At 36.8% G+C, this 24,046-nt stretch carries 27 protein-coding genes; 6 read left to right on the plus strand and 21 right to left on the minus strand.

All coding sequences use genetic code 11. The features are described from left to right. Nucleotides 1–24 precede the first annotated feature (24 nt). The 7 genes from pyk to dnaE form a co-directional block, all read right to left on the minus strand. Entirely contained in the window at nt 25–1,782 is a 1,758-nt protein-coding gene (gene pyk, locus C564_RS0103800; RefSeq protein WP_006096173.1) for a pyruvate kinase, read from the minus strand. Nucleotides 1,783–1,835: 53 nt separating this feature from the next. After that, entirely contained in the window at nt 1,836–2,795 is a 960-nt protein-coding gene (gene pfkA, locus C564_RS0103805; RefSeq protein ID WP_003200961.1) for a 6-phosphofructokinase, read from the minus strand. Nucleotides 2,796–2,923: 128 nt separating this feature from the next. Beyond that, nucleotides 2,924–3,898: an acetyl-CoA carboxylase carboxyl transferase subunit alpha gene (gene accA, locus C564_RS0103810; protein ID WP_018764465.1), complete on the minus strand. Its 975-nt coding sequence runs from the start codon at nt 3,896–3,898 to the stop codon at nt 2,924–2,926. Beyond that, complete coding sequence (accD, locus tag C564_RS0103815) at nt 3,886–4,755, minus strand: acetyl-CoA carboxylase, carboxyltransferase subunit beta (protein ID WP_003200958.1); 870 nt, start codon at nt 4,753–4,755, stop codon at nt 3,886–3,888. The genes accA and accD overlap by 13 nt, the downstream gene beginning before the upstream one ends. A 254-nt stretch (nt 4,756–5,009) precedes the next feature. Further along, entirely contained in the window at nt 5,010–5,654 is a 645-nt protein-coding gene (locus C564_RS0103820; protein WP_003200956.1) for a FadR/GntR family transcriptional regulator, read from the minus strand. A gap of 14 nt (nt 5,655–5,668) precedes the next feature. Beyond that, nucleotides 5,669–6,877: an NAD(P)-dependent malic enzyme gene (locus C564_RS0103825; protein WP_162473037.1), complete on the minus strand. Its 1,209-nt coding sequence runs from the start codon at nt 6,875–6,877 to the stop codon at nt 5,669–5,671. A gap of 133 nt (nt 6,878–7,010) precedes the next feature. Further along, the gene (dnaE, locus tag C564_RS0103830) at nt 7,011–10,340 is read right to left on the minus strand and encodes a DNA polymerase III subunit alpha (RefSeq protein WP_018764467.1); all 3,330 of its coding nucleotides are present in this window, start codon (nt 10,338–10,340) and stop codon (nt 7,011–7,013) included. A gap of 117 nt (nt 10,341–10,457) precedes the next feature. Between dnaE and C564_RS0103835 the strand changes: the two genes are divergently transcribed. Beyond that, nucleotides 10,458–10,793: a YtrH family sporulation protein gene (locus C564_RS0103835; protein ID WP_026008455.1), complete on the plus strand. Its 336-nt coding sequence runs from the start codon at nt 10,458–10,460 to the stop codon at nt 10,791–10,793. Continuing rightward, nucleotides 10,790–11,293, plus strand: coding sequence for a sporulation membrane protein YtrI (ytrI, locus tag C564_RS0103840; protein ID WP_018764469.1), 504 nt, complete (start codon nt 10,790–10,792; stop codon nt 11,291–11,293). Before C564_RS0103835 ends, ytrI begins: the two co-directional genes overlap by 4 nt. Before the next feature lie 48 nt (nt 11,294–11,341). Here ytrI and C564_RS0103845 read toward each other — a convergent pair whose 3' ends face one another. After that, nucleotides 11,342–12,274, minus strand: coding sequence for a DHH family phosphoesterase (locus C564_RS0103845; protein ID WP_018764470.1), 933 nt, complete (start codon nt 12,272–12,274; stop codon nt 11,342–11,344). Nucleotides 12,275–12,713: 439 nt separating this feature from the next. On the opposite strand from C564_RS0103845, the gene C564_RS0103850 reads away from it, so the two are divergent. Next, nucleotides 12,714–13,019, plus strand: coding sequence for a YtpI family protein (locus tag C564_RS0103850; protein WP_018764471.1), 306 nt, complete (start codon nt 12,714–12,716; stop codon nt 13,017–13,019). A 6-nt stretch (nt 13,020–13,025) separates the two neighbouring features. On the opposite strand, the gene C564_RS0103855 is transcribed toward C564_RS0103850, so the two are convergent. Both C564_RS0103855 and C564_RS0103860 read right to left on the minus strand, forming a co-directional pair. Beyond that, nucleotides 13,026–13,292: a DUF3949 domain-containing protein gene (locus tag C564_RS0103855; RefSeq protein ID WP_018764472.1), complete on the minus strand. Its 267-nt coding sequence runs from the start codon at nt 13,290–13,292 to the stop codon at nt 13,026–13,028. 393 nt (nt 13,293–13,685) lie between these two features. Next, complete coding sequence (locus tag C564_RS0103860) at nt 13,686–14,999, minus strand: DRTGG domain-containing protein (protein WP_018764473.1); 1,314 nt, start codon at nt 14,997–14,999, stop codon at nt 13,686–13,688. A 247-nt stretch (nt 15,000–15,246) separates the two neighbouring features. Between C564_RS0103860 and C564_RS36665 the strand changes: the two genes are divergently transcribed. After that, entirely contained in the window at nt 15,247–15,405 is a 159-nt protein-coding gene (locus C564_RS36665; protein ID WP_018764474.1) for a hypothetical protein, read from the plus strand. A 41-nt stretch (nt 15,406–15,446) separates the two neighbouring features. On the opposite strand, the gene C564_RS0103870 is transcribed toward C564_RS36665, so the two are convergent. Further along, complete coding sequence (locus C564_RS0103870; protein ID WP_018764475.1) at nt 15,447–16,130, minus strand: metal-dependent hydrolase; 684 nt, start codon at nt 16,128–16,130, stop codon at nt 15,447–15,449. Nucleotides 16,131–16,277: 147 nt separating this feature from the next. Here C564_RS0103870 and pepQ point away from each other — a divergent pair, with 147 nt between their 5' ends. Continuing rightward, nucleotides 16,278–17,375 (plus strand): Xaa-Pro dipeptidase, encoded by a 1,098-nt coding sequence (pepQ, locus tag C564_RS0103875; RefSeq protein ID WP_018764476.1) that lies wholly within the window; start codon nt 16,278–16,280, stop codon nt 17,373–17,375. Between the two features lie 29 nt (nt 17,376–17,404). Here pepQ and C564_RS0103880 read toward each other — a convergent pair whose 3' ends face one another. Further along, nucleotides 17,405–17,809: a DUF3221 domain-containing protein gene (locus tag C564_RS0103880; RefSeq protein WP_018764477.1), complete on the minus strand. Its 405-nt coding sequence runs from the start codon at nt 17,807–17,809 to the stop codon at nt 17,405–17,407. 190 nt (nt 17,810–17,999) lie between these two features. Here C564_RS0103880 and C564_RS0103885 point away from each other — a divergent pair, with 190 nt between their 5' ends. Then, nucleotides 18,000–18,833 carry a DUF2785 domain-containing protein gene (locus tag C564_RS0103885; protein ID WP_018764478.1) on the plus strand — a complete coding sequence of 278 codons (834 nt, stop codon included), beginning with the start codon at nt 18,000–18,002 and terminating at the stop codon, nt 18,831–18,833. 13 nt (nt 18,834–18,846) lie between these two features. On the opposite strand, the gene C564_RS0103890 is transcribed toward C564_RS0103885, so the two are convergent. The 9 genes from C564_RS0103890 to C564_RS0103930 form a co-directional block, all read right to left on the minus strand. After that, complete coding sequence (locus C564_RS0103890; RefSeq protein ID WP_018764479.1) at nt 18,847–19,053, minus strand: hypothetical protein; 207 nt, start codon at nt 19,051–19,053, stop codon at nt 18,847–18,849. 64 nt (nt 19,054–19,117) lie between these two features. Continuing rightward, nucleotides 19,118–20,137, minus strand: coding sequence for an anti sigma factor C-terminal domain-containing protein (locus C564_RS0103895; RefSeq protein WP_018764480.1), 1,020 nt, complete (start codon nt 20,135–20,137; stop codon nt 19,118–19,120). Continuing rightward, on the minus strand, nt 20,118–20,627 hold the full coding sequence (locus C564_RS0103900) for an RNA polymerase sigma factor (protein ID WP_018764481.1): 510 nt from the start codon (nt 20,625–20,627) through the stop codon (nt 20,118–20,120). Before C564_RS0103900 ends, C564_RS0103895 begins: the two co-directional genes overlap by 20 nt. A 133-nt stretch (nt 20,628–20,760) precedes the next feature. Next, entirely contained in the window at nt 20,761–21,105 is a 345-nt protein-coding gene (locus C564_RS0103905) for a DUF6176 family protein (RefSeq protein WP_018764482.1), read from the minus strand. Between the two features lie 3 nt (nt 21,106–21,108). Next, nucleotides 21,109–21,903, minus strand: coding sequence for a GNAT family N-acetyltransferase (locus C564_RS0103910; protein WP_018764483.1), 795 nt, complete (start codon nt 21,901–21,903; stop codon nt 21,109–21,111). Then, nucleotides 21,900–22,232, minus strand: a complete 333-nt coding sequence (locus C564_RS0103915; RefSeq protein WP_018764484.1) for a cupin domain-containing protein — start codon at nt 22,230–22,232, stop codon at nt 21,900–21,902. Before C564_RS0103915 ends, C564_RS0103910 begins: the two co-directional genes overlap by 4 nt. A gap of 26 nt (nt 22,233–22,258) precedes the next feature. After that, a complete protein-coding gene (locus C564_RS0103920) occupies nt 22,259–22,477 on the minus strand; it encodes a hypothetical protein (RefSeq protein ID WP_003201080.1) in 219 nt (72 codons plus the stop codon). Nucleotides 22,478–22,596: 119 nt separating this feature from the next. Continuing rightward, on the minus strand, nt 22,597–23,031 hold the full coding sequence (locus C564_RS0103925; protein ID WP_018764485.1) for a hypothetical protein: 435 nt from the start codon (nt 23,029–23,031) through the stop codon (nt 22,597–22,599). A 384-nt stretch (nt 23,032–23,415) separates the two neighbouring features. Further along, on the minus strand, nt 23,416–23,838 hold the full coding sequence (locus C564_RS0103930; protein ID WP_018764486.1) for a hypothetical protein: 423 nt from the start codon (nt 23,836–23,838) through the stop codon (nt 23,416–23,418). Between the last annotated feature and the right edge of the window lie 208 nt (nt 23,839–24,046).

Raw genomic sequence — 24,046 nt, forward strand, 5'->3', positions numbered from 1 at the left:
CGATCCTTCTCTCCATATTACTTCTTATAGCACTTCCGCATGTCCATTATAAACAATTCCGCGCGCTGCATCAACTGTTACTTCTTGGCCATTTTTTAAAGTCGTTGTTACACCGTTTACACCAACGATAACCGGGATACCGATTGATACACCTACAACAGCCGCATGGCTTGTTAAGCCACCTTCTTCTACAACTAGAGCTGCAGCTTTTTCAATTGCAGGAATCATATCTTTATCAGTGCTTGTTGTAACAAGGATGTCACCTTCTGTTACGTTCGCTACAGCTTCTGCAGCTGTTTTCGCTACAACTACTTTACCTTTTGCAGCTTTGCGACCAATCCCTTGTCCTTTAGCGATTTCTTCACCAACAACATGGATTTTCATTAAGTTTGTTGTACCAGTTTCAGCAACTGGTACACCAGCAGTAATTACAACTGTATCTCCAAGTCCGATTAGACCTGCATCCATACCTGTTTGAATTGCAGTATCTAACATTTCATCAGTAGATGCTGCACGTTTTTCAGCCATAAACGCTTGTACACCCCAAACAAGTGCAAGACGACGGCCCACTTGCTCGTCAGTTGTTACAGCTACGATTGGAGATTTCGGACGATATTTAGAGATCATTTTTGCAGTATATCCACTTTCTGTTGGAGCTACGATTGCAGCTACATCAAGAGCAAGCGCTGTGTGTGCAACAGATTGACTAATTGCATCTGTAATTGTTGGAGTGAACTCTTTAATACGCTTTTTGAACATATCTTCGTATTGCAATGATTTTTCAACACGTACTGCGATGTTCGCCATCATTGTTACTGCTTCTACTGGGTATTGTCCCGCTGCAGTTTCACCAGAAAGCATGATTGCATCTGTACCATCAAAGATTGCGTTCGCTACGTCACTTGCTTCCGCACGAGTTGGACGTGGGTTACGTTGCATAGAATCTAACATTTGTGTTGCAGTAATAACCGGTTTACCTAATACGTTACATTTTTTGATTAGACGTTTTTGTACTAGCGGCACTTCTTCTGGTGGAATTTCTACACCCATGTCACCACGAGCTACCATTAAACCGTCAGAAACTTCTAAGATAGAATCGATGTTATCGATACCTTCTTGGTTTTCAATTTTTGGTACGATTTGAATGAATTGTGCATTATGCGCTTCTAACAATTCACGGATTTCTAACACGTCAGCTGCTTTACGAACGAAAGATGCCGCGATGAAATCAACTTTTTGCTCGATACCGAAGACGATATCTTTTACGTCTTTTTCAGTGATACCAGGAAGCTTAATGCTTACGTTTGGTACGTTAACACCTTTTTTATTTTTCACAGTTCCGCTGTTCAATACTTTTGTACGGATGTTTCCGTCAGCTTTCTCGATTACTTCTAGTTCGATAAGGCCGTCATCGATTAGAATACGAGAACCTGGGTCTACATCCTCATAAAGACCAGCATAAGATACAGAGAACTTTTCTGCAGTTCCTAATACTTGCTCAGTAGAGAGAACTACTTCTGCACCTGTTACAAGCTCAGCTTGTCCGTCTACGAAGTCATGTGTACGGATTTCTGGACCTTTTGTATCAAGTAAGATCGCAACTGTTTTACCAGTTTTCTTTGAAGCTTCACGAATGTTTTTGATACGTGCTCCGTGCTCTTCATGGCTACCATGAGAGAAGTTTAAACGAGCAACATTCATACCCGCTTCGATTAATTGCTCTAATTTCTCAATACTTTCACTAGCAGGACCTATAGTACATACAATTTTAGTTTTACGCATATTGCACCTCCGAAAATTATGAAACCGTTCCCAAATATTCGATATTACGCCGATTAGATGGATAATTCTTTAGATAATTGATACATATCTTTATCAATCGTATGCTTTTGATCTAACGCTTCGATAATGTCATGATCAACAAGTTTGTTATTTTGGATACCAACGCAGCGTCCACCTCTACCTTCAATCAACAGTTCAACTGCTCTAGCGCCAAGACGGCTTGCTAATACACGATCTTGTGCACTTGGTGATCCACCACGTTGTACGTGACCTAATACAGTTACACGAGTATCAAAGTTTGTTGCTTCTTCAATGTGTTTACCGATGTCAATCGCGCTTCCAACACCTTCTGCTACAACGATAATACTATGTTTCTTTCCACGCTCACTACCACGTTTTAAACGAGCAATAACATCTTCCATGTCATACTCTTCTTCTGGAATTAAGATTGTTTCTGCGCCATCTGCTAAACCAGCCCATAATGCGATATCACCAGCGTGACGCCCCATTACTTCGATAACATATGTACGTTCATGAGATGTAGCTGTATCACGAATTTTATCAATTGCATCAATAACAGTGTTTAATGCTGTATCGAAACCAATTGTGAAGTCTGTCCCAGGAATATCATTATCAATTGTACCTGGTACACCGACACATGGGAATCCTTGCTCTGTTAATTTTTTAGCACCTTGGTAAGAACCGTCTCCACCAATAACAACAAGTCCTTCAATGCCAAATTTCTTTAATTGCTCGATACCTTTTAGTCGTACTTCTGGGTCTTTAAACTCAGGACATCTTGCTGTATATAATTTTGTACCACCGCGGTGGATAATATCGCCAACAGAACCAAGTTCTAATTTTTCAATGTGACCAGAAATTAATCCAGCGTATCCATGATAGATACCATATACTTCTATATCATGGAAAATCGCTTTACGAACAACTGCACGAATGGCAGCATTCATACCAGGTGAATCTCCACCACTTGTTAATACACCAATACGTTTCATTTGTACTCACCTCATAAAGATTATTTACCTTATAATAAAATAACATGAAGAAATATAAAAATACAATGGAGAAGATGTGTCTTTTCACAATAAAAGCGTGCATTCGCGAAATGGAACGCACGCTTTTCTTATTTTATCCAAATGGAAGCGTTTGAAAACGAAACTTGCCCAATTTTCATATATTTTTCATAACGTTTTTCGATTAATTCATCTTTCGAAATACCGTTTAATTGCCCAAATGTTTTTTTCAACATTAAGTCAATGTTTTCTGATTGCTTTAAAATATTACGATGCGCACCGCCGCGTGCTTCTGGAATAATTTCGTCAATTACACCTAATTCTTTCAAATCCACCGCCGTGATTTTCATCGCTTCTGCAGCTTCTTTCGCTTTTCCTGCATCTTTCCAAAGAATCGCTGCCGCTCCCTCTGGTGTAATAACAGAATAAGTGGAATTTTCTAGCATATGAATGTAATCTCCTACTCCAAGACCTAACGCACCACCACTGCCACCTTCACCGATAACAATGCAAATCACAGGTACAGTAAGCCCTGCCATTTCGAATAAATTACGTGCAATTGCTTCACTTTGCCCACGTTCTTCAGCAGCCTTCCCAGGATAAGCACCTTTCGTATCAATGAAGCAGATGATTGGACGATTAAATTTCTCCGCTTGCTTCATTAAACGTAGCGCCTTTCGATATCCTTCTGGATGAGGCATTCCAAAATTACGACGAATATTTTCTTTCGTATCTTTCCCGCGCTGGTGCCCAATTACTGTTACAGGCATGCCATCATATTTCGCTATGCCGCCGACAATCGCTGCATCATCGCCATATAGACGATCTCCATGACATTCAAAAAAATCAGTAAATAAGTGCTCAATATAATCGAGCGTTGTCGGTCGTTCTGCATGACGAGCAATTTGAACGCGGTCCCATACTTTCATATTGCCGTATATTTCTTCCTCTAAATTTTCTAGCTTGTCTTCCAAAATACGAATCTCCTCGCTGAAGTCCATCTGGGTGTTTTTCGTATAGTCTTTCAGTTCACGAATCTTATTTCTTAGCTCAACAACTGGTTTTTCAAATTCTAGCTCTGCCATACAGCCGTTTCCCCTCCTTGATGAACTTCTAAAATCTTACGGAGCGACTCTCTCATATCATCGCGATGCACAACCGCATCCAATTGACCGTGCTCTAGTAAAAATTCTGCCGTTTGAAAGTCTTCTGGCAACTTCTCACGCACTGTTTGTTCAATTACACGTCTACCAGCAAAGCCGATAAGTGCACCTGGCTCTGCAAGATTATAGTCACCAAGTGAAGCGAAACTCGCTGAAACACCGCCTGTCGTCGGATGAGTCATAACAGAAATAAATAATCCTCCAGCATTGCTATGCTTTTTCAAAGCTACGCTCGTTTTTGCCATTTGCATTAAGCTTAAAATACCTTCTTGCATACGCGCACCGCCCGATGCAGTAAAGATAATAAATGGAACTTGTAATTCGTACGCTTTTTCAACTGCACGTGCAATTTTTTCTCCTACAACAGAGCCCATGCTGCCCATTCGAAAGCGAGAATCCATTACTGCAATCACAACAAGCATTTCATCAATTGTTCCTTCACCTGTCACAACTGCTTCATTTAATTCTGTTTTCTTGCGATCACTCTCTAATTTTTCTTCATAATTTGGGAACCCAAGTGGATTTAACGAAACCATCTCTTTGTCATACTCACGAAATGAACCTTCGTCCAATACACTATCAAGGCGTTCCCATGCATTCATAGGATGATGATAGCCACAGTTTACACATACTTTTAAATTTTTAAGAAGCTCTTTTGTATACATGATTTTCTTACATTTCGGACATTTTGTCATAACACCGTCCGGTACATCTCTTCGTACTTGTTCTGAAGGAATTGCAGCGTACTTTTTCTTTTTTACGAATAAATCTCTTAGCACAATTTGACCCCCTTTGTTGAGAGCTAAGGTTAGGAAGAAAATGTGGCTAACACCAAAGATCGATGTTAGCCTTGTCTTCTCAATCTGTCTAATAGAGGATGTTCAAACAGTCCAGTCAAGATAGCTACTCAGCTCTCTTTATCCTCTTTTTTTGAACACGCACTCATAACCTCTCTCTTTACGTTTAACTTTAACCGCTATGCGATAGATTGTTTGTCATAACGTGTCATGGTCATTTCGACAAATTTTATACATTACGAGTGAAACTGTATGTTTTCCATTAGTTCATCATAAATTTTTAGCGCCTCTTCTTCTTTTTTCGCGTATAACACTTCATAAAGCTTTCTATAGATTTCTATAGATTCTAGTGAAATTTCATAAGAAAGAGTCGCAACGTAATCATTTACAATTCTCCAAATTCGATATAGTAAATAATTGTCCACTCGTTCAATAAGTGTTTTGAAAAACATTTGATGAAACTCCTGAATTGAACTTTCGTCCTTTTTAAGAACTTGTTTCAACATACCTAATACACTAGAAAACGTTTCTTTCGGTAAATCACATACGATTCGAATAACATCTTTTTCAAGCAAGCGTTTCGTCTGTAACAAATCACGAATTGTTTTCTCATCTTGTAATAAAAATGGTGCGATTAATTGAACAAGACCATTGTCATAGAAGTTTCGAATAAACGTTCCTTCACCGCGTCTTGTTTCAATTAATCCTACGAGTTCTAAAGCTCGCAATGCTTCCCGTACAGATGAACGCCCAACGTTTAAACGCGCACTTAACTCGCGCTCAGATGGTAAACGATCACCTGCGACTAAACCATCCTCTTCCATAATGGAACGGATTTTCTTTACAATTTCGAGATATACTTTTGTATTTGATGATGTCAATAGAAATTCCTCGCTTACTCTTTACCAATCAACGCTAAATTTTTTGTTTTCTCAGCGATTTCATTTGGATCTACTTGACGGCGAGCTACTCCTGTCTCCATCGCAGCTTTTGCAACATAAGCCGCCACCTGAGGCGCTACACGCGCGTCAAACGGAGCTGGAATGATATAGTCTGCATTTAGCTCATCTGCCGCTACAAGCTCTGCAATGGCTTGTACAGCTGCCATTTTCATTTCTTCATTGATTTGCGTAGCATGTACATCAAGTGCACCACGGAAAATACCAGGGAACGCTAGTACATTATTTACTTGGTTCGGGAAGTCAGAACGACCAGTTCCAACAACAGCTGCTCCTGCTGCTTTTGCCAGTTCCGGCATAATTTCTGGAACTGGGTTTGCCATTGCAAAAATAATTGCATCGTCATTCATTGTACGAACCATTTCCTCAGTCAATGCACCCGCTACAGATACACCGATAAATACATCCGCGCCTTGCAGAACATCCGCTAATGAACCTTCTACACGATTTTTATTCGTATATTTTGCAACTTCATCTTTCACCGGATTCATACCAACAGGGCGACCTTCATAAATCGCACCTTTTCGGTCACACATAATAATGTCGCGTACACCATAGCGATATAAAAGTTTAATGATTGCAATACCTGCTGCACCTGCACCATTTGCTACAACTTTAATGTCAGACATTTTCTTTCCAACTAGCTTAAGTGCGTTTACAAGACCTGCTACTGTTACGATAGCTGTTCCGTGTTGATCATCATGGAATACAGGAATATTTGTTTCTTTTTTCAAACGTTCTTCAATGATAAAGCAGTTGGGTGCTGCAATATCCTCTAAGTTTACACCGCCAAATGTCGGCTCCATTAATTTTACAGTTTCAACAATTTTATCTACATCGTTTGTATTTAAAGCAATAGGGAATGCATCTACGCCAGCAAAGCTTTTGAATAATACAGCTTTACCTTCCATTACTGGAAGAGATGCTTCTGGTCCGATATTACCAAGACCAAGTACAGCTGTTCCGTCCGTCACAACTGCTACCATGTTTCCCTTCATTGTATATTCATATACCTTACTTTTATCGTCATAAATTTCTTTACAAGGTTCTGCAACCCCTGGAGAATACGCAAGACTTAAGTCTTTAGCATTTTCTACTTTTACTTTTGATACAGTTTCTAATTTTCCTTGATGCACTTTATGCATGTGAAGTGCTTCTTCACGAAGTGTTGACAAACTATCCACTCTCCTCAAATTATTCTTGCTGATATCATTCTCTCCAAGTGGTCTGACCACGAACACTATTACTATAATAATCGAACTATAGGGAAATTGTCCATTATATTTTCACTACAACATTTTCCTCACCGACTATTTCGCGAAGTGCTCCTAAACATTCTTCACTTGGATGAATTGACAAACTACGAGATAATTGTACCATTTTATGTTCCTTTTCATAATAAATTAGTACTTTCGCAAAACCTGAATAGTGAAACAATATTTTTGTAACTTGATTTAACAACTTCTTTTCATACTGCGACGGTAGTTTTACATAAATCGATGCTTCTTTCATTTCATTGTAAACATCCATTTGTTCTAATGGATAAAGACCGTTCACAATCCATTGCAATTTATGATTTCGTTGTTCAATCGTCCCTTCCACTAAAACAATTTCACCTTCTTTTAACCTCTCCGAAAAATGAATATACGTCTCCGGAAAGACAACCGCTTCCATTTCATCATTTTGATCACAAAAAGTGACGAACGCCATTTTTTGCAATTTTTTCGTCCGAATGACTTTTACACCTGTTACATAAACAATCGCACGCTGTACGTTTCGCTTTTGCCTCATCGCTTGCGCAAGAGACGGAATTTCTAGTTCTTTTACAAGCTTTGCATACTGCGCCGTTGGATAACTGGATAAATAAAAGCCAAGCGCTTCTTTCTCATTATTTAATTGTTCAATAAAAGATAGCTCTTCTCCTTGTACGTATACTGATTTCGGGACACTTTCTTCCCCCAATTCACGCGCAAGGCTTGCATACTCTAAAGCACCCTTAATACTGTTAAACAAAGTTGTTCTCGAAACTTGAAAATCATCGAAACAGCCAGCCCAAACAAATGCCTCTAAATTACGCTCCGTAACAAACTTTGCTGGCATACGAAGACAAAACTCAAATAAATCTTGAAATGGATTTCTTTCTCTTTCCTCGATCACCGCATTCACTGTAGCCATCCCGATATTTCGAATCGAAAGTAAACTATAGCGAATTGCATTCCCTTCTATTTGGAAATTATAACTACTTCTATGAAGAGACGGCGGTAAAACATGAAAACCTTTGCGCTTCGTTTCACGTATATATTGCACAATCTTATCTTCGTTACCTATCGCACTGGATAAGAGTGCCGTCATAAACTCTAAAGGATAATTCGCTTTTAAATAAGCGAGCTGATATCCAATCATACTGTACGCTACAGCATGGCTTCGGTTAAAACCGTAATTTGCAAATCTAACAATTAAATCATAAATTTGTTCTGCAGATGTTTCATCGTATCCATTTCGTAAACACCCTTGTACAAAATGCTTTCGTTCTTGATCTAAAATCTCACGGTTTTTCTTACTCACTGCACGGCGGAGCAAATCGGCTTCTCCGAGTGAAAATCCCGCTAACTGCGAAGCAATTTGCATAATCTGTTCTTGGTATACAATAACGCCATATGTGCTTTTTAAAATTGGCTTTAAATCTGAATGTAAATAATGAATTTGACGCTTCCCATGCTTTGACTCAATAAAGGTTGGGATTTGTTCCATTGGCCCTGGACGATATAAAGCGTTGACGGCAACAATATCTTCAAACTCATTTGGTTTTAAACTGCGGAGTACATTCCGCATCCCCCGAGATTCGAGCTGGAATACACCTGTTGTATCTCCTCTTCCTAGTAATTGGAATGTCTTTTCATCTTGAAGAGGTAAATTCCGTATATCAATTTGTTTACCTGTTTTGTTCACAATAAATGTAAGAATATTTTCAAGTAACGTTAAATTACGTAAGCCTAAGAAGTCCATTTTTAACAGACCAAGTTCTTCTAACACTTCTGCTGGATATTGCGTTACATATACATCGTTATGTCCTTCTTGAATCGCAACACTTCCCGTTAATGGCTCCTGACTCATAATGACTCCTGCTGCATGAATAGACGTATGACGTGGTAAACCTTCTACACGCTTCGCAATTTCAAAAACACGCTCATGCAAGAGATTTCCTTGTACAAATTCACGAAGGGACCCGGATTCTTCATGTGCTTCTTTTAATGTAATCCCAATCCTTGATGGAATCAGTTTCGAAAATATGTCAATATCTCTCGGCGGAAGCCCCATTACGCGGGCGATATCCCGAATCGCTGCTTTTGCAGCAAGCGTTCCGAACGTAACAATTTGGGCAACGCGAAGTTGACCATATTTATCTTTTACATAACGAATCATCTCATCACGTCTAATGTCCGGAAAATCAATGTCAATATCTGGAAGCGTAACACGTTCAGGATTTAGAAATCGTTCAAAAAGCAAGTTGTACTCAATTGGATCGATATCTGTAATTTCTAACACATAAGAAACAAGAGAACCTGCTGCTGAGCCACGGCCCGGTCCTGTTAAAATACCATGCTCATGTCCGTATTTCATAAAGTCCCAAACAATGAGAAAATAATCACTAAATCCCATGCGAGAGATAACTTCAAGTTCATGATTCAAACGTTTCCTATGTACATCTTGAATCGCTCCATATCGCTTATTTAGCCCCTCTTCACAAATGCGGCGCAAATAAGCATCTGATGTTTCGTTAGATGGAACAGGAAACTTTGGCAATTGATTGACGTGGAAAGGAATTTCTACGTGGCAACATTCAGCTATACGAACTGTATTTTGAAGGGCTTCTTCTGCATGAGAAAATAAAGCTTCCATTTCAGCCGATGATTTTAAATAATACTGATCTGTTTTTAGCCTTGGTCTGTCTGGATCAGTCATCTTTGTTCCGCTCTGAACAGATAGCAAGCATTCCTGCACAAGCGCATCGCTTTGGTTCACATAACGAACATCATTTGTCGCAACGACTGGAATGTTTATTTCGTTTGCAAATTGTGGTAATTTTTCTTGCAAGAATAGTTCATCCTGAATTGCGTGATGCTGCAAACTCATATAAAAACTTCCAAACATATTTTGATACGCACGAGCTACTTCTTCAGCAATCTCGTCTCTTCCTTGTAACAATAACTGTTCAATTTCCCCATCTTTTCCTGGAGAAATCGCAATCAACCCTTTTGCATAATGAGAAAGCCACTTTTTCGGAATCCCGTCTTTAGACTTAGTCATGATGGTACTAGAAATTTTCAATAAGTTTTGGTATCCTATCTCATTTTCTGCTAACAGTACAAGCGGATAGGATTGCTCTTCTTCCTCACTAAAAACAGAGGCTGTTAATCCGATAATTGGCCGCACGCCATTCTTCTTACATGCTTTATAAAATGGAATCACTCCGTACATCACATTTTCATCTGTTATTGTAAGTGATGAAAATCCCAGCTCTTTCGCACGGCTTACAAGTTCATCAATTTTACAAGCACTTTTTAACAAACTATAAACGGTTTGACATTGTAAATGCACAAACTTCACTGTTGTACCCTCTCTTTATCTATTTGACTACTTTCATTATAGGTGATGAAGAAAGCGGAAATCAAAACATACTTCTTATACTTTGTCCATATACATGGAGGAGAAAGGGGAATGACGATGGATGTAAGACAAACTTTTTTCTCTCTTCTCATTACAACTTACTTTATTGCATTTGGAGTAATGCTTGGTGGTTCTTTAATCGGAGGAATTGGAGCATTTCTTGTTGGAAAACCAGCTCTTACTGCCATAAAACAATTCGCAGAAAACTTACGTATTTGGGCACTCGTTGCAGCAATTGGCGGAACTTTTGATACATTTTATAGCTTTGAACGAACCTTTTTCGAAGGTGCCACAAAAGATATTGTGAAACAAATTTTACTTATTTTTTTCGCAACAGGCGGCATGCAAACCGGCCTTATTATTATTAAATGGATTACGCAGGATCATGTATGAGGGTTCCAAGCGCTACAATAGCTAAAAAGTGGTATTTATTTTTAGGTGGCGCTGCCGTTGGAGGGATTTTGAGTTGGTTTATTTTTTTGTACATATACGGCGTTTTTCAAGAAGATTATGCAAAAAAAATTGTGTTTCAGGAAACGGAAATTACAAGGCTAAAAAAGAATCTTCATGTTCTTACGGAAGATCGTACTAAATTAAATGAGGAAAATAAAAGCCTTTTAACGATCCAAGAAATTAAAATTGAGATTCCGAATCATGATAAATACGATTTAGACCGTGTTACTCTTGAAAATATGATTACTTCTCTTCAAGAAGACCTCCAGCACCTCGTAACAAAAAACGTTCAAAGCGTAGCAAAAAACAAAGAATTGTTAATAAAAACAATTGAAAATAAAGTATACAAACATTATGACCGAAGCTACCGCTTTAAAATCGAAACAATTTCCTTTGATACTGTGCTCGAAATTAGCATCAATATAAAACAAGAAAAGTAGAGCTTCTGAGCCCTACTTTTCTTGTTTTTAACACATGAAGTACTTGTTTTATTTACAGATCTCACACAAGTCCGCGAAAAGACGATCTGCTTCTTCCCAAGAAGATGCTTTCGCACCAGAAGCCATCGGATGACCTCCGCCGTTATACTGCATCGCTAATTTATTAATTACCGGTCCCTTTGAACGAAGACGAACGCGAATCACATCTTCCTCCTCTAGAAATAGAACCCAAGCTTTTAATCCATCAATATTGCCAAGCGCTCCAACAACACCAGATGCCTCTGAAGGAAGTACATCAAATTCTTCTAGTACTTCTTTTGTCAGCTTAATATAAGCTGCACCTTCCTCTGTCATCGTAAAGTTTTGTAAAATGAATCCATTTAAACGAGCGATTTTCTCTTTCGTTTTATACATTTCGTTATATAACGCTGGAAAGTCCACTCCCATTTCTACAAGCTCGCCTGCATAGCGAAGTGTTCTTGCTGATGTATTCGGGAATAAGAAGCGACCTGTATCTCCAACAATCCCAGCTAAAATAAGACGAGCCGCTTCTTTTGAGATTGTTAAACCTTTATCTTTTCCGTAAGAGTAAAACTCATAAATAAGCTCACTTGTAGAACTTGATGTCGTATCAACCCACGTAATGTCCCCGTATGGATCTTCATTTGGGTGATGATCAATTTTAATAAGCTTCTTTCCTTTTGTATAACGCTGATCACAAATACGCTCTTGGTTCGCTGTATCACAAACGATAACAAGCGCATGTTCATAAGTCTCATCATCAATTTCATCCATTACTCGTAAATACGATAAAGAAGGTTCATTGTATCCAACCATATAAATCTTTTTCTCTGGGAACGATTCTTGAAGAACGGTTCCTAACCCACATTGTGAACCTAATGCATCTGGATCTGGGCGCACATGACGGTGAATAATAATCGTATCAAACTCTTTAATCGCTGTTAAAATTTGTTCGTGCATATGTATAGTCTCCTTTTTATTGATTTCTACCTCTGTAATCAATTTTCTCACTTTATCCTTCATTATAACTGAAAATAATTTATCCATGTGGACAATTGCTTTATAATAATAATTAGAAAGTTTCGATAATGTTTTTTGTTTTCACTTAGCATGGGGCTAAAACAGGCACTGACCGCTTCTATGCTTGGGTGGACACTCTCTCCCAACTAAAAAGATGGGGTTTCAGTTCAGTTTTATCCAGTTTATTTTCCCACCATATCAGTCTCGGCTATGAAAACAAAAGGGATTCTCCACTCGTTCCCTCACTTTGTTTTCACTCGGCATGGGGCTAAAACAGGCACTGACCGCTTCTATGCTTGGGCGGACACTCTCTCCCAACTAAAAAGATGGGGTTTTATTTTTAAATTTACCTAAATACAAAATAACGGAGGATCATATCATGCCAGTATTAGTCTTTTGTATTATCATCTCATTTATGTTGTATCTCTTCTATAAAACAAAATATTTTCGTACAAATCGTCCGATGGAAAAAGGATGGCTTGCTGGAAAATCCGCAATGTCGCTCGGTGTATTCGTTGCGCTATTTGGTGCAAACCAATTTTTCTTAGAACTCTCTACCGCACGTATTATCGTTGGCGTGTTATTTATCTTATTTGGTGGTGCGAGTATTTTTAATGGATTCCGTCAGTATAAACATTTCTCACCTCTTGCAGTCGAAGAAGCAGAAGCGTATAAAACAATATAAAAAGCATCAGCATAAATGCTGATGCTTTTTATATTGTTTTATTTTTAAAATCATATATGCAACAAATGCAGGTGGAATATTAAAAGGATTTCCTTGCACGTGAAAATGTAATTGTTCTTCTTCAAAAGACATATTTTTATACAACTCTTGTTGTGAAAGCTTTGTTTGTTGTTTTTGCTCATTTAGTCCTTCAATGTAAAGATACTGAATCGGTATCATCATAAGAAAATAAAACAATGCAACACCACCAAAAAAGAGCAATTCTGATGACATAGTGAACACCATTCTTTTTTCTTTTTGTATATAAATTATCTGATAATTCAATTATACTACCTAATAAAGGGAGTTGTTAGCGTTTGGATTAACCAAATTAACCCGTTTCTTATGTAATTGTGCATTGTTCCTTTTATCGTCATTGGTTTAGGTTTATGCGTTAATCATGAAGAAAATTTTCTTAGCTCCTATCATCACGCTCATTCTAAACGCTCTATACGAAATTTGGCATACGAAACATTACTATCCCGATTCTCCTATCACCTTTACTTCATGGAATATAATCTTCCCCACCATTTCATTACTATTAACTGTATTCATACACTTTTATAAAAAACGGCTGAATGAACATCTCACCATAAAAGAGATTCTTCATTCAGCTTTTTTCCATACTTATCGATCAATCAGTTGTACCATTAACAGCGCTTTCCCAACAACCTCTCCTCCGTGACGCACTTCTACATCTACCTTTCCAAATTTACGACCGATTTCTAACACCTTTGGATGTACAGAAACAACATTGTCAATTTGAACCGGCTTTACAAAATAAATTGTTAAATTCTCGACAATCGAATCACTTTTTTTCTGCGCACGGATGGCGCGATTTGTTGCTTCTGTGACAACGGTTGTAAATACACCATATGATAATGTTCCAAATGAACTCGTCATTTGTGGTGTCACAGAAAATTGATAACTGTGTTCGTTCTTTGCTTCTTTCGGAGTCACAAATTGATTTGTGACGATATCCTCAATCGTCTCTCCAACTTGCGGTTGACGTTGAATCATTTGCAATGCTTGAAGTACATCTTGACGGCTAATAATCCCTTGCAATCGGTTGCTTTCATCGACAACAGGAAGAAGTTCAATCCCTTCCCATACCATCATGCGCGCTGCCGCTGCAACAGACATTTTCCCATTCACTGTAATCGGCTGTTTTGTCATCACTTTTTCAATTGGTGTTTCTTTTGCGATGCCAATCATATCTTTTGAAGTAACAATCCCTAATACCTTTTTATTTTCATCTACAATTGGATAACGCCCATGCATTGTTTCTTTATTATACGCATGCCATTGCGCTACTTTATCACTAGGTTTTAAATATAACGTTTCTTCAATTGGCGTCAAAATATCTTCCACAAGTACAATTTCTTTTTTAATAAGCTGATCATAAATGGCACGGTTAATAAGCGTTGCCACAGTAAACGTATCATAGCTGCTTGAAATAATCGGCAACTTTAATTCATCCGCTAATTTTTTCACATGATCTTCTGTATCAAATCCACCTGTAATTAATACAGCTGCCCCTGTTTCTAGTGCCAACTGATGCGCATTCGTCCGGTTACCGATAATTAGCAAGTTCCCTGCTTCTGTATAGCGCATCATCGCTTCTAATTTCATGGCCCCAATCACGAATTTATTTAATGTTTTATGTAACCCTTCTCTTCCGCCAAGCACTTGGCCATCGACTATATTGACCACTTCGGCATATGTTAGTTTTTCAATATTTTCCTTTTTCTTTTGTTCAATTCGGATTGTTCCGACACGTTCAATTGTACTAACATACCCTTTATTCTCTGCATCTTTAATCGCACGATAGGCCGTTCCTTCACTTACACTCAAATCTTTTGCAATTTGGCGCACAGAAATTTTATGCCCTACCGGCAGGCTATTAATATGTTCTAAAATTTGATTATGTTTGGTAGCCAAATGGTTTCACCATACTTTCTTTTCCCTAAATTCTTCATGTGTTGTATTTTTAGTATACTATATTTCCGAAACTGTTACACTGTACTTTTATGCATCTGTACTATTTTTTTTATAACAAAAATGACCCTTACATTCTATCAGTCACATTCTTACACCAGTGTAAGACTATTGTCATCTCATTCGATGGTTTGTTTTCTAGTTCCAAGATACAATAAAGACAAGAAATCAAACGAAGGAGCGAATGAAAATGAAAAAATTTTTAGAAGTTGTAGGTGCTGTATTTTTAGCTTTCGTTGATGGCAAAAAAATTGCAATGGAATTAAATGAAACACCGGAACAAACATTACTGGAAATAAAAGAAACACCAAAACAAGCACAGACTTTCAAACCTATTTTACACACATAAAAAACCCTTCACTTGTCTTTTCAAATGAAGGGCTGCTTTTTTTATAGTGTAATACTTTCTCCAGCTTCTAATACCTTACCTGTACTACTTGTTAGTTTTTGGACAAAAAGATGCGGGTCTTGCTGGATAATTGAGAACGTATTATAGTGCATTGGCACAACTGTTTTAGCACCAATCCATTCCGCAGCTAACACTGCATCCTCTGGTCCCATTGTAAAATTATCACCAATTGGTAAAAATGCTAAATCGATATTATTAAGAGAACCGATTAACTTCATATCGGAAAATAAAGCAGTATCTCCTGCATGGTACACTGTTTTCTCTTCTGCCGTAAATAAAATTCCAGCTGGCATTCCTGTATATGTAATCGTCTTGTTTTCTTCATCAATATAACTAGACCCATGGAATGCTTGTGTAAATTTCACTTTCCCAAAATTAAACACATGCGAACCGCCGATATGCATCGGATGTGTATTTACACCTTGCCACCCTAAAAATGTTGCGAGTTCAAACGGCGCTACAACAACTGCATTATTTTTCTTCGCAAGTGCTACTGTATCGCCGACATGATCACCATGACCGTGCGATAAAATAATCGCGTCTACCTTAACATCTTCAGTCTTTAAATCTGTTTTCGGATTACCTGTTAAAAACGGATCAATTAAGATAACCTTTCCATTCGTTTCAATCTTTACAACTGAATGCCCGTGATAAGATACTTTCATTGTTACATTCCTCCTTATTCACATTCACACCTTCTATTCTACATGATTTCACAATTTCCTGTCTTTTCAAACAGCGATTTGCTTGTCATAACACTTTCATCCGATGTAAAGTTATATATGTAATTAAAATCCCGGAGGTGCGAATTTATGAATACTAGATTAGAAAACTTAATGCAATGGCTACAAGAACAGAACGTGGAAGCTGCATTTTTAACTTCTACACCAAACGTCTTCTATATGACAAACTTCCATTGCGAACCACACGAAAGACTACTCGGTCTATTTGTATTCCAAGAAAAAGAACCAATTTTAATTTGTCCTAAAATGGAAGAAGGTCAAGCTAGAAACGCTGGCTGGGCACATGAAATTATCGGATTTACTGATACAGACAAACCATGGGATATGATTGCAAAAGCAATCGCAGATCGCGGCATTGATGTAAATGCAGTGGCAATTGAAAAAGAACATTTAAATGTAGAGCGCTACGAAGAATTAACAAAATTATTCCCGAAAGCATCTTTCAAATCCGCTGAAGAAAAAGTACGCGAACTTCGTTTAATTAAAGACGAAAAAGAACTTTCTATTTTGCGTCAAGCAGCCCACATGGCAGACTATGCTGTTGAAATCGGTGTAAATGCAATTGAAGAAAATCGCAGCGAATTAGAAGTGTTAGCAATCATCGAACATGAAATGAAGAAAAAAGGTATACATAAAATGTCCTTTGACACAATGGTATTAGCAGGTGCAAACTCTGCCTTGCCACACGGTATCCCAGGTGGAAACAAAATGAAGCGCGGTGACTTCGTACTATTTGACTTAGGTGTAATCATTGACGGTTATTGCTCTGACATTACACGTACAGTCGCATTTGGCAATCTTTCAGAAGAACAAACACGTATTTACAACACTGTACTAGCAGGACAATTACAAGCGGTTGAAGCTTGTAAACCAGGCGTTACACTTGGCGAAATTGACAATGCTGCTCGCTCTGTTATCACAGATGCAAGTTACGGAGAATTCTTCCCACACCGTCTTGGTCATGGACTTGGCATTAGCGTACACGAATATCCAGATGTAAAAGAAGGAAACGAGTCTCTATTAAAAGAAGGAATGGTCTTCACAATCGAACCAGGTATTTACGTACCAAACGTAGGTGGCGTTCGTATTGAAGATGATATCTACATCACGAAAGACGGATCAGAAATTTTAACGAAATTCCCAAAAGAATTACAGTTTGTAAAATAAGAAAAAAGGTAGCGAATACGCTACCTTTTTTAAATACCATTTTTCTCTACGATTTCAAACTGATTAACAGTCATTTTCCCTGGGTAACTTTCAAGTATCGTAGAAAACCATACTTTTATTTTATATCCTGATTTCAACTGTTTATATGCATTTTTATCACCAAAATGTAGAATCGTGTCCGCTGGGGTATCCAAATGTTGTTGTAGCTCCACATACTCCTGCAACCCTTTTTTCGTTTTGAACTTTTTGTTACTAATGAAATATACAGTTGTATTTTTCACTATAACGTATCCTTCCATAACACCTTTTTCTGTTTGTTGTTGTATATTCACCGGCTCATTCTCAGTTTGCTCATTACGTGTACATGCTGTTAATATCACGAAAGAAACGGTAAATAAAACATACACACACAACATCCATGTGTTTCTCTTCATTTCATGCCTCCATTATAGAAACTTCATTAATCAATCCTATTTCTAACATTTTTTGTTCGTCTCTAATCGTTTTTTTGAAATCCTCAATAAATGATTGATTTGTTGAAAAAAGGTATTTATTTCTTGTATATTCTCCGTTTCTATCATAACATTAAAATACAGAATTTTCTAAATAAAAAGGAGAGATTACATGCAACAACTTCAAAAACAATTAGAAGAAATAAAAGCTAACCAATACGCCATAGATTCCACGATAGACATTCATGATTTAAGTTCAAAAATGCTCCAACATATCGGCACACCAGACAGCTATTTACGAGACAAATTAATCTGTACGACCTTTTGGCACCTCATCATAAATGACCATATTACACAAACTCAATTACAGCACTTATTATTACAAAGTATAAGCGAACAATATTTATTTTATAAAATCACTACAGAAGATAAAGATGCTGTGTTCACCCGATCATTTACAGCACTATTAATTGCTTTAATCATAAACGCCGATACAAAACATAACTTCTTATCACCGTCTGACATATTAGATGTGAAAGACAAATTAATTTTATATATGAACCAAGAACATGATTTTCGCGGATATGTTAACGACCGAGGTTGGGCTCACAGCATCGCTCACGTCTCAGATACATTCGATGAACTTGTTATAAACCCGAAACTTGAAGTCTTCCATTATCCTGAAATACTACAAACCTTGTTAGAAAAGATAAATGTGCATACAATGTATTACAAGTACGAAGAAGATGAGCGAATTATCACTCCTATCATTGCCATGCTGAAAAATGGTTTAGATGAAAAAGAACTCATTGCAGCCTTACATTCCTTAGTTAATCAAATGCAAATTCAAAAAGCAGAATTATCTATCGTGTCTTATGAAACGTTGTATGGAAATGTAAAATCATTCTTACGAAGCCTATTCTTTAGATTAAGAACCTTATCCATGTGTGAAGAAGCGGAGAAACAAATTGAAATATTATTAAAAGAGTTAAACAGATACTACTAAAAAAGAAGGCTACTTAAAAAGTGCCTTCTTCCATCTCACTAATATTTAGTTGAAACTTTACAATCCAAACTGAGAAAAAGTGTATACAAATCGCAATGGCCATACATGTCCCGCTCAAAAAAGTTAAAATCGGGTGCGAGTATAAATGCCCTAAACCATAAGACGCTCCAATGAAAAACATTGTTATGTAGATGTAGATTGCTCCATGTATTTGCTTCATATAGGCCCCCTTTTCTCCATATTATACCATAAATTTTCAGATTATTCTAATTAATGTTTCGTAATCAATATTTCTCAACTGTTACACCTCTTACAGCTGCTTTTATATACGGTGAACTTTGTAAATTTTTTAAATCCTCTGTTTTTCCTGTTACGACTACGCCGTAGATTGGTAAGTCTTTGGGCTTGATATTTTTTATTTCTTTATAATATTGATTGAAATAATCACTTGGTATCCCTTCACTATTCTCTGCTAAATACTTGATTTGATACAGAAATTCTTTTGAGTTTCTTGTTACATCATTTTTAATATTTTCTTGTGCTTTTGCGTAACTCCCCTCGAATCCAAATACATCGATAGCCATTACAGCATTTAATACCGCTCCACTCTTCGGATCTTTTAATCCTACATATGTATCCGCATTTTTTTCATTATATGTATCTGTCCAAAACCAAACAGGTTGTATATTTTTAGGTAACATCTCTACAATTTGCTCAGCTGTATATGCTTTATCAAAAGATAACGCTACTTCCGCAACTTTATTTTGTAACTCTCCCATATCCGCTAAATCATTCACATAATTTTCATACGTAACAAAAGGTAAATAAAATCGCATCTCTCTTTGCATTGTTTGAACATTATAATCTGGTAATTTGATATTCTCCTCCTCTTTATTCACCTCTTCCTCATCTAACCTAACAAGATCACCATCATAGTGCATCATCCTATAATTCCATAAACCTGATTCATACATCTCATTTGCCCATTTTACTGGTTGTCCCGCTATATTTTTATAAGAGTTATATATGATGGTTCGACCTGTCATACTATTACTTAAATCAACACTGCCACTAAAGCGTATATTCGGTCCTTGGACAGTATGTAACGCAGCCACTTGTCTTTCCATCCTTTCAAAAGTTTGTTGTGAAAAATATGTTGTTCCTAAAAACAGTCCTACGATAACTACAACAGACGCACAAATAGAAATAATCCAGTTTCGCAGAAGCTGTTTCCTCTTTGCCCTCTTCATCAATGCATTCATCTGCTTCTCATCCATATCAAGTTCAAAATCTTTCCGGCTCATCGCCTTTCCTCCTATACAATTTCTTAAATTGATTTCGTGCTCGGTACAAACTTGTTTTCACTGTATCTTCTTTCACACTTAATAAAACGGCGATTTCTTTATAAGAGAGCTCATATTCATATTTCAGCAATAACATATGCCGATAGTCTTCTGTCATCGACTCTAATATTTCTTGTACTTCTCCTTGAAGCTCACTTGTTAGAAGAACTTCATCTAATGACTTTTGACCGATTAAAACAACTGATTCAATCGCAATTGGATTCAATCTTTGTTTCTTCCGATACAAATCGCGGTGCTGATTAATCGCAACACGGAATAACCACGGTGTTAATCGTTCTAACGGTATTTCCTCCATAAGTAGAAGAGCTTTATACAACGTATCTTGTACAATATCTTCTGCTTCTTTTCTTTCTGCGCCAATTTTAATTAAGTAACTATAAACCGCCTTCGATTTTTCTATTAATAATGATTCAAACGTTTCATGACTCATTCTGCTCTCCTTCCTATATACTCAACGTTTGAGAGCTTGAAATGTATACAAGTTTCTGCTGAAAATTTTTCACAAATAAAAAAGCCCATCTATTCTGATGTGCTTTTTCGTATATACAAAGAATACTATTTTATTATTTCATCGCCTCTTTGACAACATCTTGAATCATGACAACTTCTGTTTTCATATGGTCAGCAGGTGCTTCCTCATCAATACATTCATACCAAAATTCCAAATGCTTTTTATCAACTTCGTGCCGAGAAGCTTCGATAGCTATCCCGCCTTCTCCTTGGACAGAATACCAATACAAATATTCTTCTCCATCTCTTATTTCCCGGAAAATTGTCTCTACATACATTTTCTCGTCGTTTAATGTCAATAACACTTCTTTCATATGATCATTTAGCATCTTCATCCATTCATCAACACGGTGACTTTTCCCTGGCTTCACTTTGAATCTTGTTAATTCGACATTCATGTTTTATCCCTCTACTTTCTTACGTACATATAAAACATATTCCATTGGATGGTCAAAACCTAGTTTACTAGCAAGTCTTTGTGAGGGTATATTATCCACATTACAATCCCAGCACGGCGTAATACTATTTTGTATACAATGTTCTATGAAATAAGTTGCGACTAATCGAGCGAGCCCTTTTCCCTGATAGTCTGGATCTGTTGCGATATCAATTTCTGCAAAACCATTACTTCTAAAAATTGAGACACATTCAGCCACTATCTTTTGATCTTGTACAATACAAAATCCAAAACCATGGTTAAAAAATTCTTCTTTTGATCCCCAATACTCTTTATAATATTGCTCCGTAAATTCGGTACTTTTTTCGATTATGTTTTTATCAATCCGCTTTACTTTGTATGTAGAATCTTCTAATTCTCTTTTTCTATCTTCAAAGATATCTCTCTGAAATAGAAATTTTTTTCGAGGGATTTTTCTAAAAGAACCCTTGAAATGATTTTCAATAATGCTTTCCCACTCTATGCTAGAAACAAATAATGTGAATCGCTTCTCCGTTGTTAAAACATCATTTTCAATATAAGAAAACAAAGTATGTTGAAATTCCTGATCATGTGTATCTCCAAACAGATAGTAAATGCCATTAGCAGTCGCAATCATTCCTGTTGTTAATCTCTCATTTACAAAAATCTCACCATCTATTATTCGATCACATACTGCATAGGCAAAAGTAGATGTCTGTTTGTTATCTTCTAAAACTGGAAGAATCGTATGATATTCTGCTAACACTAACTTTTTCATACATTCTCCACAATAACGGTATCCGCATCTAAGTTTTCGAAGCAAAGATTAACAGTACGCTGTAGTGCCCTTGTTCGGTGAACGGTACCGGCTGGAATTAAAATCGAATCATTTGGTTTTAATACAGCTGTATCCTTATCTTGAAAATCGATAAGTAATTCTCCCTCGAGTACTATAAATAATTCATCCGAATTCGAGTGAAGATGCCAATCATATTCCCCCGTAAACACAGCAATTCGTAAACAATGACTATTCACATTCGATACAACAAAATTTTTTTGCCTTTCTGTAATATCTTTTGTGAGTTCTAAAAGATTCACTTTCTCCATTGTTCTCCTCATCCCCTAGTGATTTATTATTTTCCCCAAAACCATCCAAGTGCAATAATCATCATACAAACCCAAAAGCCGATTGTTCCAAAATCAATATCTTTTTCCTGTTTTTTCTTCCTTACCTTTTTTACTTCTTCTTTTAACTCTTGTACACTTTGTTCTAATTTAACAATTGCTTCTTTCATTTCATTCAGTTCACTTTTCTCTTGTACTTTTTCTTCTGACTCTTTTGCTAGATTCATTGCTATGCACCCTTTTCGCGACGCTCTATTCCATTCTAATGATCTCGTTTTTTCCAAATCTATTTTTGCCTTTCATCATTCTGAAAAATAAAACATTTCAAACTAAATTACTTTCAGTTTTAATCTCCACCGCCTCCGCAATCTCCACCCCCACTATCGCTCGCACTACTACAATCATTATCGCTATAGTTTGCAAATCCACTAGATGAATTGGAGGAATAAGAAGATCGTTTCCTTTTCTGCTTTCTTTTCTCATCTTTTTTACTTTCACGGCTTGGCCATACTTTATCAAACACTACAAAAAACATACCGAATGGTACCAAAAAAGCAATGCCCTGTAAGATGTCTTCCAAAAATTCAGGTCTTATCTCTATCTGATAAAATACACCTAACACAAAAAAGCATACGATTACATAAATGACCATACTAATATATCTGGCTATTTTCTCTATACTAAGGGCCAACTTCTTTTGAAATGGTATATTATGTTCCTGTTTTTTCTTTATATATTTCTGTCTTCTTATTTGTTTTTTCTTGCTACTTTTTCTCCCCATTTTATCCCCTCTGTGAATGACTTCTTTACTTCTATAATTCCAAATTATCATAAGAAGAATTGCATTAACAAGAATAAAATTCCATTTTTTGATTTTTAAAACAAAAAGATGCTCTCTAACTTCTCGTATTACGAGTATAATTAAAAAACATCTCTTTTGCCCCGCTATTTGCGGGCAGTAATATCTTCGTCTCAAAGCTCGGCGAAAGCAATAAAACTAGTAAGAGATAGACCGCCCGTCAAAGCCCGATTAGTGAAGGCTAATAATCAGCGGAGGATGAAGAAAATCCCCACTGATTAAAGTTTTACTTTATTAGAGACTTTTTTTCAAAATCGCCTCGCATCATTATGAATAATGAAACATTTAAAAGTAGATTATTTTTCTCTAATCTCCACCCCCTCCGCAATCTCCTCCTCCATCACTTGAACTACTACAGTCGCTATCACTGTAGTTTACAAATCCACTCGATGAACCTTTTCTCCTCTTCTCTTTCCTCTTATCCTGTTCACCTTTATCACTTGGCGGCCATATATACAGAAATAAAAATGCATATAATGCCATCTCTACTATTCCTACAAATAACTTTAATAAACTCTCCAAAAATCCAATAGTCAGATGCGACTGGCTCATTTTAAAATAGATGTAAACACATAATCCTAAATACAGAAAAATAGAAATAACTCTAAGTACTTTAAATATAATAGTAACTGGTTTTTCTTGTTGCTCTATGATTACTTCCTTCTGTTGCAATACATGCTGTTGTTTAGGTTGTCGCTTCTGTTTTTTCTTATTACTCTTTCGGTCCATTTGATCCTCTCCCCAGACCACTTTACTTTATTCTATAGTTCTTGTTACTTATAAAAATCATATAAAATAAACATAAATTCCCAATTCTCATAATATCATTTTTACAATTTTTTTGTCTACCATACGTTATAGACATATAACCTTGAATATTATGTTAAACCCGGGCCTAACTTCTTATAGAAGACATTTGAATTACTACATACAAAAA

Origin of the sequence: Bacillus sp. 105MF, assembly GCF_000374885.1 — a bacterium.
Lineage (GTDB): Bacteria > Bacillota > Bacilli > Bacillales > Bacillaceae_G > Bacillus_A > Bacillus_A pseudomycoides.

What these genes read in the sequence shown, in the direction of transcription:
- C564_RS0103930 (WP_018764486.1), bottom strand. Translation starts at nt 23,838, where the DNA reads ATGGACCGAAAGAGTAATAAGAAAAAACAGAAGCGACAACCTAAACAA.
- C564_RS0103910 (WP_018764483.1), bottom strand. Translation starts at nt 21,903, where the DNA reads ATGAAAAAGTTAGTGTTAGCAGAATATCATACGATTCTTCCAGTTTTA.
- C564_RS0103920 (WP_003201080.1), bottom strand. Translation starts at nt 22,477, where the DNA reads ATGAATCTAGCAAAAGAGTCAGAAGAAAAAGTACAAGAGAAAAGTGAA.
- C564_RS0103890 (WP_018764479.1), bottom strand. Translation starts at nt 19,053, where the DNA reads ATGAAGCAAATACATGGAGCAATCTACATCTACATAACAATGTTTTTC.
- pfkA (WP_003200961.1), bottom strand. Translation starts at nt 2,795, where the DNA reads ATGAAACGTATTGGTGTATTAACAAGTGGTGGAGATTCACCTGGTATG.
- C564_RS0103850 (WP_018764471.1), top strand. Translation starts at nt 12,714, where the DNA reads ATGCCAGTATTAGTCTTTTGTATTATCATCTCATTTATGTTGTATCTC.
- C564_RS0103900 (WP_018764481.1), bottom strand. Translation starts at nt 20,627, where the DNA reads ATGAGTCATGAAACGTTTGAATCATTATTAATAGAAAAATCGAAGGCG.
- C564_RS0103835 (WP_026008455.1), top strand. Translation starts at nt 10,458, where the DNA reads ATGGATGTAAGACAAACTTTTTTCTCTCTTCTCATTACAACTTACTTT.
- C564_RS0103905 (WP_018764482.1), bottom strand. Translation starts at nt 21,105, where the DNA reads ATGAATGTCGAATTAACAAGATTCAAAGTGAAGCCAGGGAAAAGTCAC.
- C564_RS0103915 (WP_018764484.1), bottom strand. Translation starts at nt 22,232, where the DNA reads ATGGAGAAAGTGAATCTTTTAGAACTCACAAAAGATATTACAGAAAGG.
- C564_RS0103895 (WP_018764480.1), bottom strand. Translation starts at nt 20,137, where the DNA reads ATGAGCCGGAAAGATTTTGAACTTGATATGGATGAGAAGCAGATGAAT.
- C564_RS0103855 (WP_018764472.1), bottom strand. Translation starts at nt 13,292, where the DNA reads ATGTCATCAGAATTGCTCTTTTTTGGTGGTGTTGCATTGTTTTATTTT.
- C564_RS0103880 (WP_018764477.1), bottom strand. Translation starts at nt 17,809, where the DNA reads ATGAAGAGAAACACATGGATGTTGTGTGTGTATGTTTTATTTACCGTT.
- pyk (WP_006096173.1), bottom strand. Translation starts at nt 1,782, where the DNA reads ATGCGTAAAACTAAAATTGTATGTACTATAGGTCCTGCTAGTGAAAGT.
- C564_RS0103925 (WP_018764485.1), bottom strand. Translation starts at nt 23,031, where the DNA reads ATGGGGAGAAAAAGTAGCAAGAAAAAACAAATAAGAAGACAGAAATAT.
- C564_RS0103885 (WP_018764478.1), top strand. Translation starts at nt 18,000, where the DNA reads ATGCAACAACTTCAAAAACAATTAGAAGAAATAAAAGCTAACCAATAC.
- C564_RS0103870 (WP_018764475.1), bottom strand. Translation starts at nt 16,130, where the DNA reads ATGAAAGTATCTTATCACGGGCATTCAGTTGTAAAGATTGAAACGAAT.
- pepQ (WP_018764476.1), top strand. Translation starts at nt 16,278, where the DNA reads ATGAATACTAGATTAGAAAACTTAATGCAATGGCTACAAGAACAGAAC.
- accA (WP_018764465.1), bottom strand. Translation starts at nt 3,898, where the DNA reads ATGGCAGAGCTAGAATTTGAAAAACCAGTTGTTGAGCTAAGAAATAAG.
- C564_RS36665 (WP_018764474.1), top strand. Translation starts at nt 15,247, where the DNA reads ATGAAAAAATTTTTAGAAGTTGTAGGTGCTGTATTTTTAGCTTTCGTT.
- ytrI (WP_018764469.1), top strand. Translation starts at nt 10,790, where the DNA reads ATGAGGGTTCCAAGCGCTACAATAGCTAAAAAGTGGTATTTATTTTTA.
- C564_RS0103845 (WP_018764470.1), bottom strand. Translation starts at nt 12,274, where the DNA reads ATGCACGAACAAATTTTAACAGCGATTAAAGAGTTTGATACGATTATT.
- C564_RS0103825 (WP_162473037.1), bottom strand. Translation starts at nt 6,877, where the DNA reads ATGCATAAAGTGCATCAAGGAAAATTAGAAACTGTATCAAAAGTAAAA.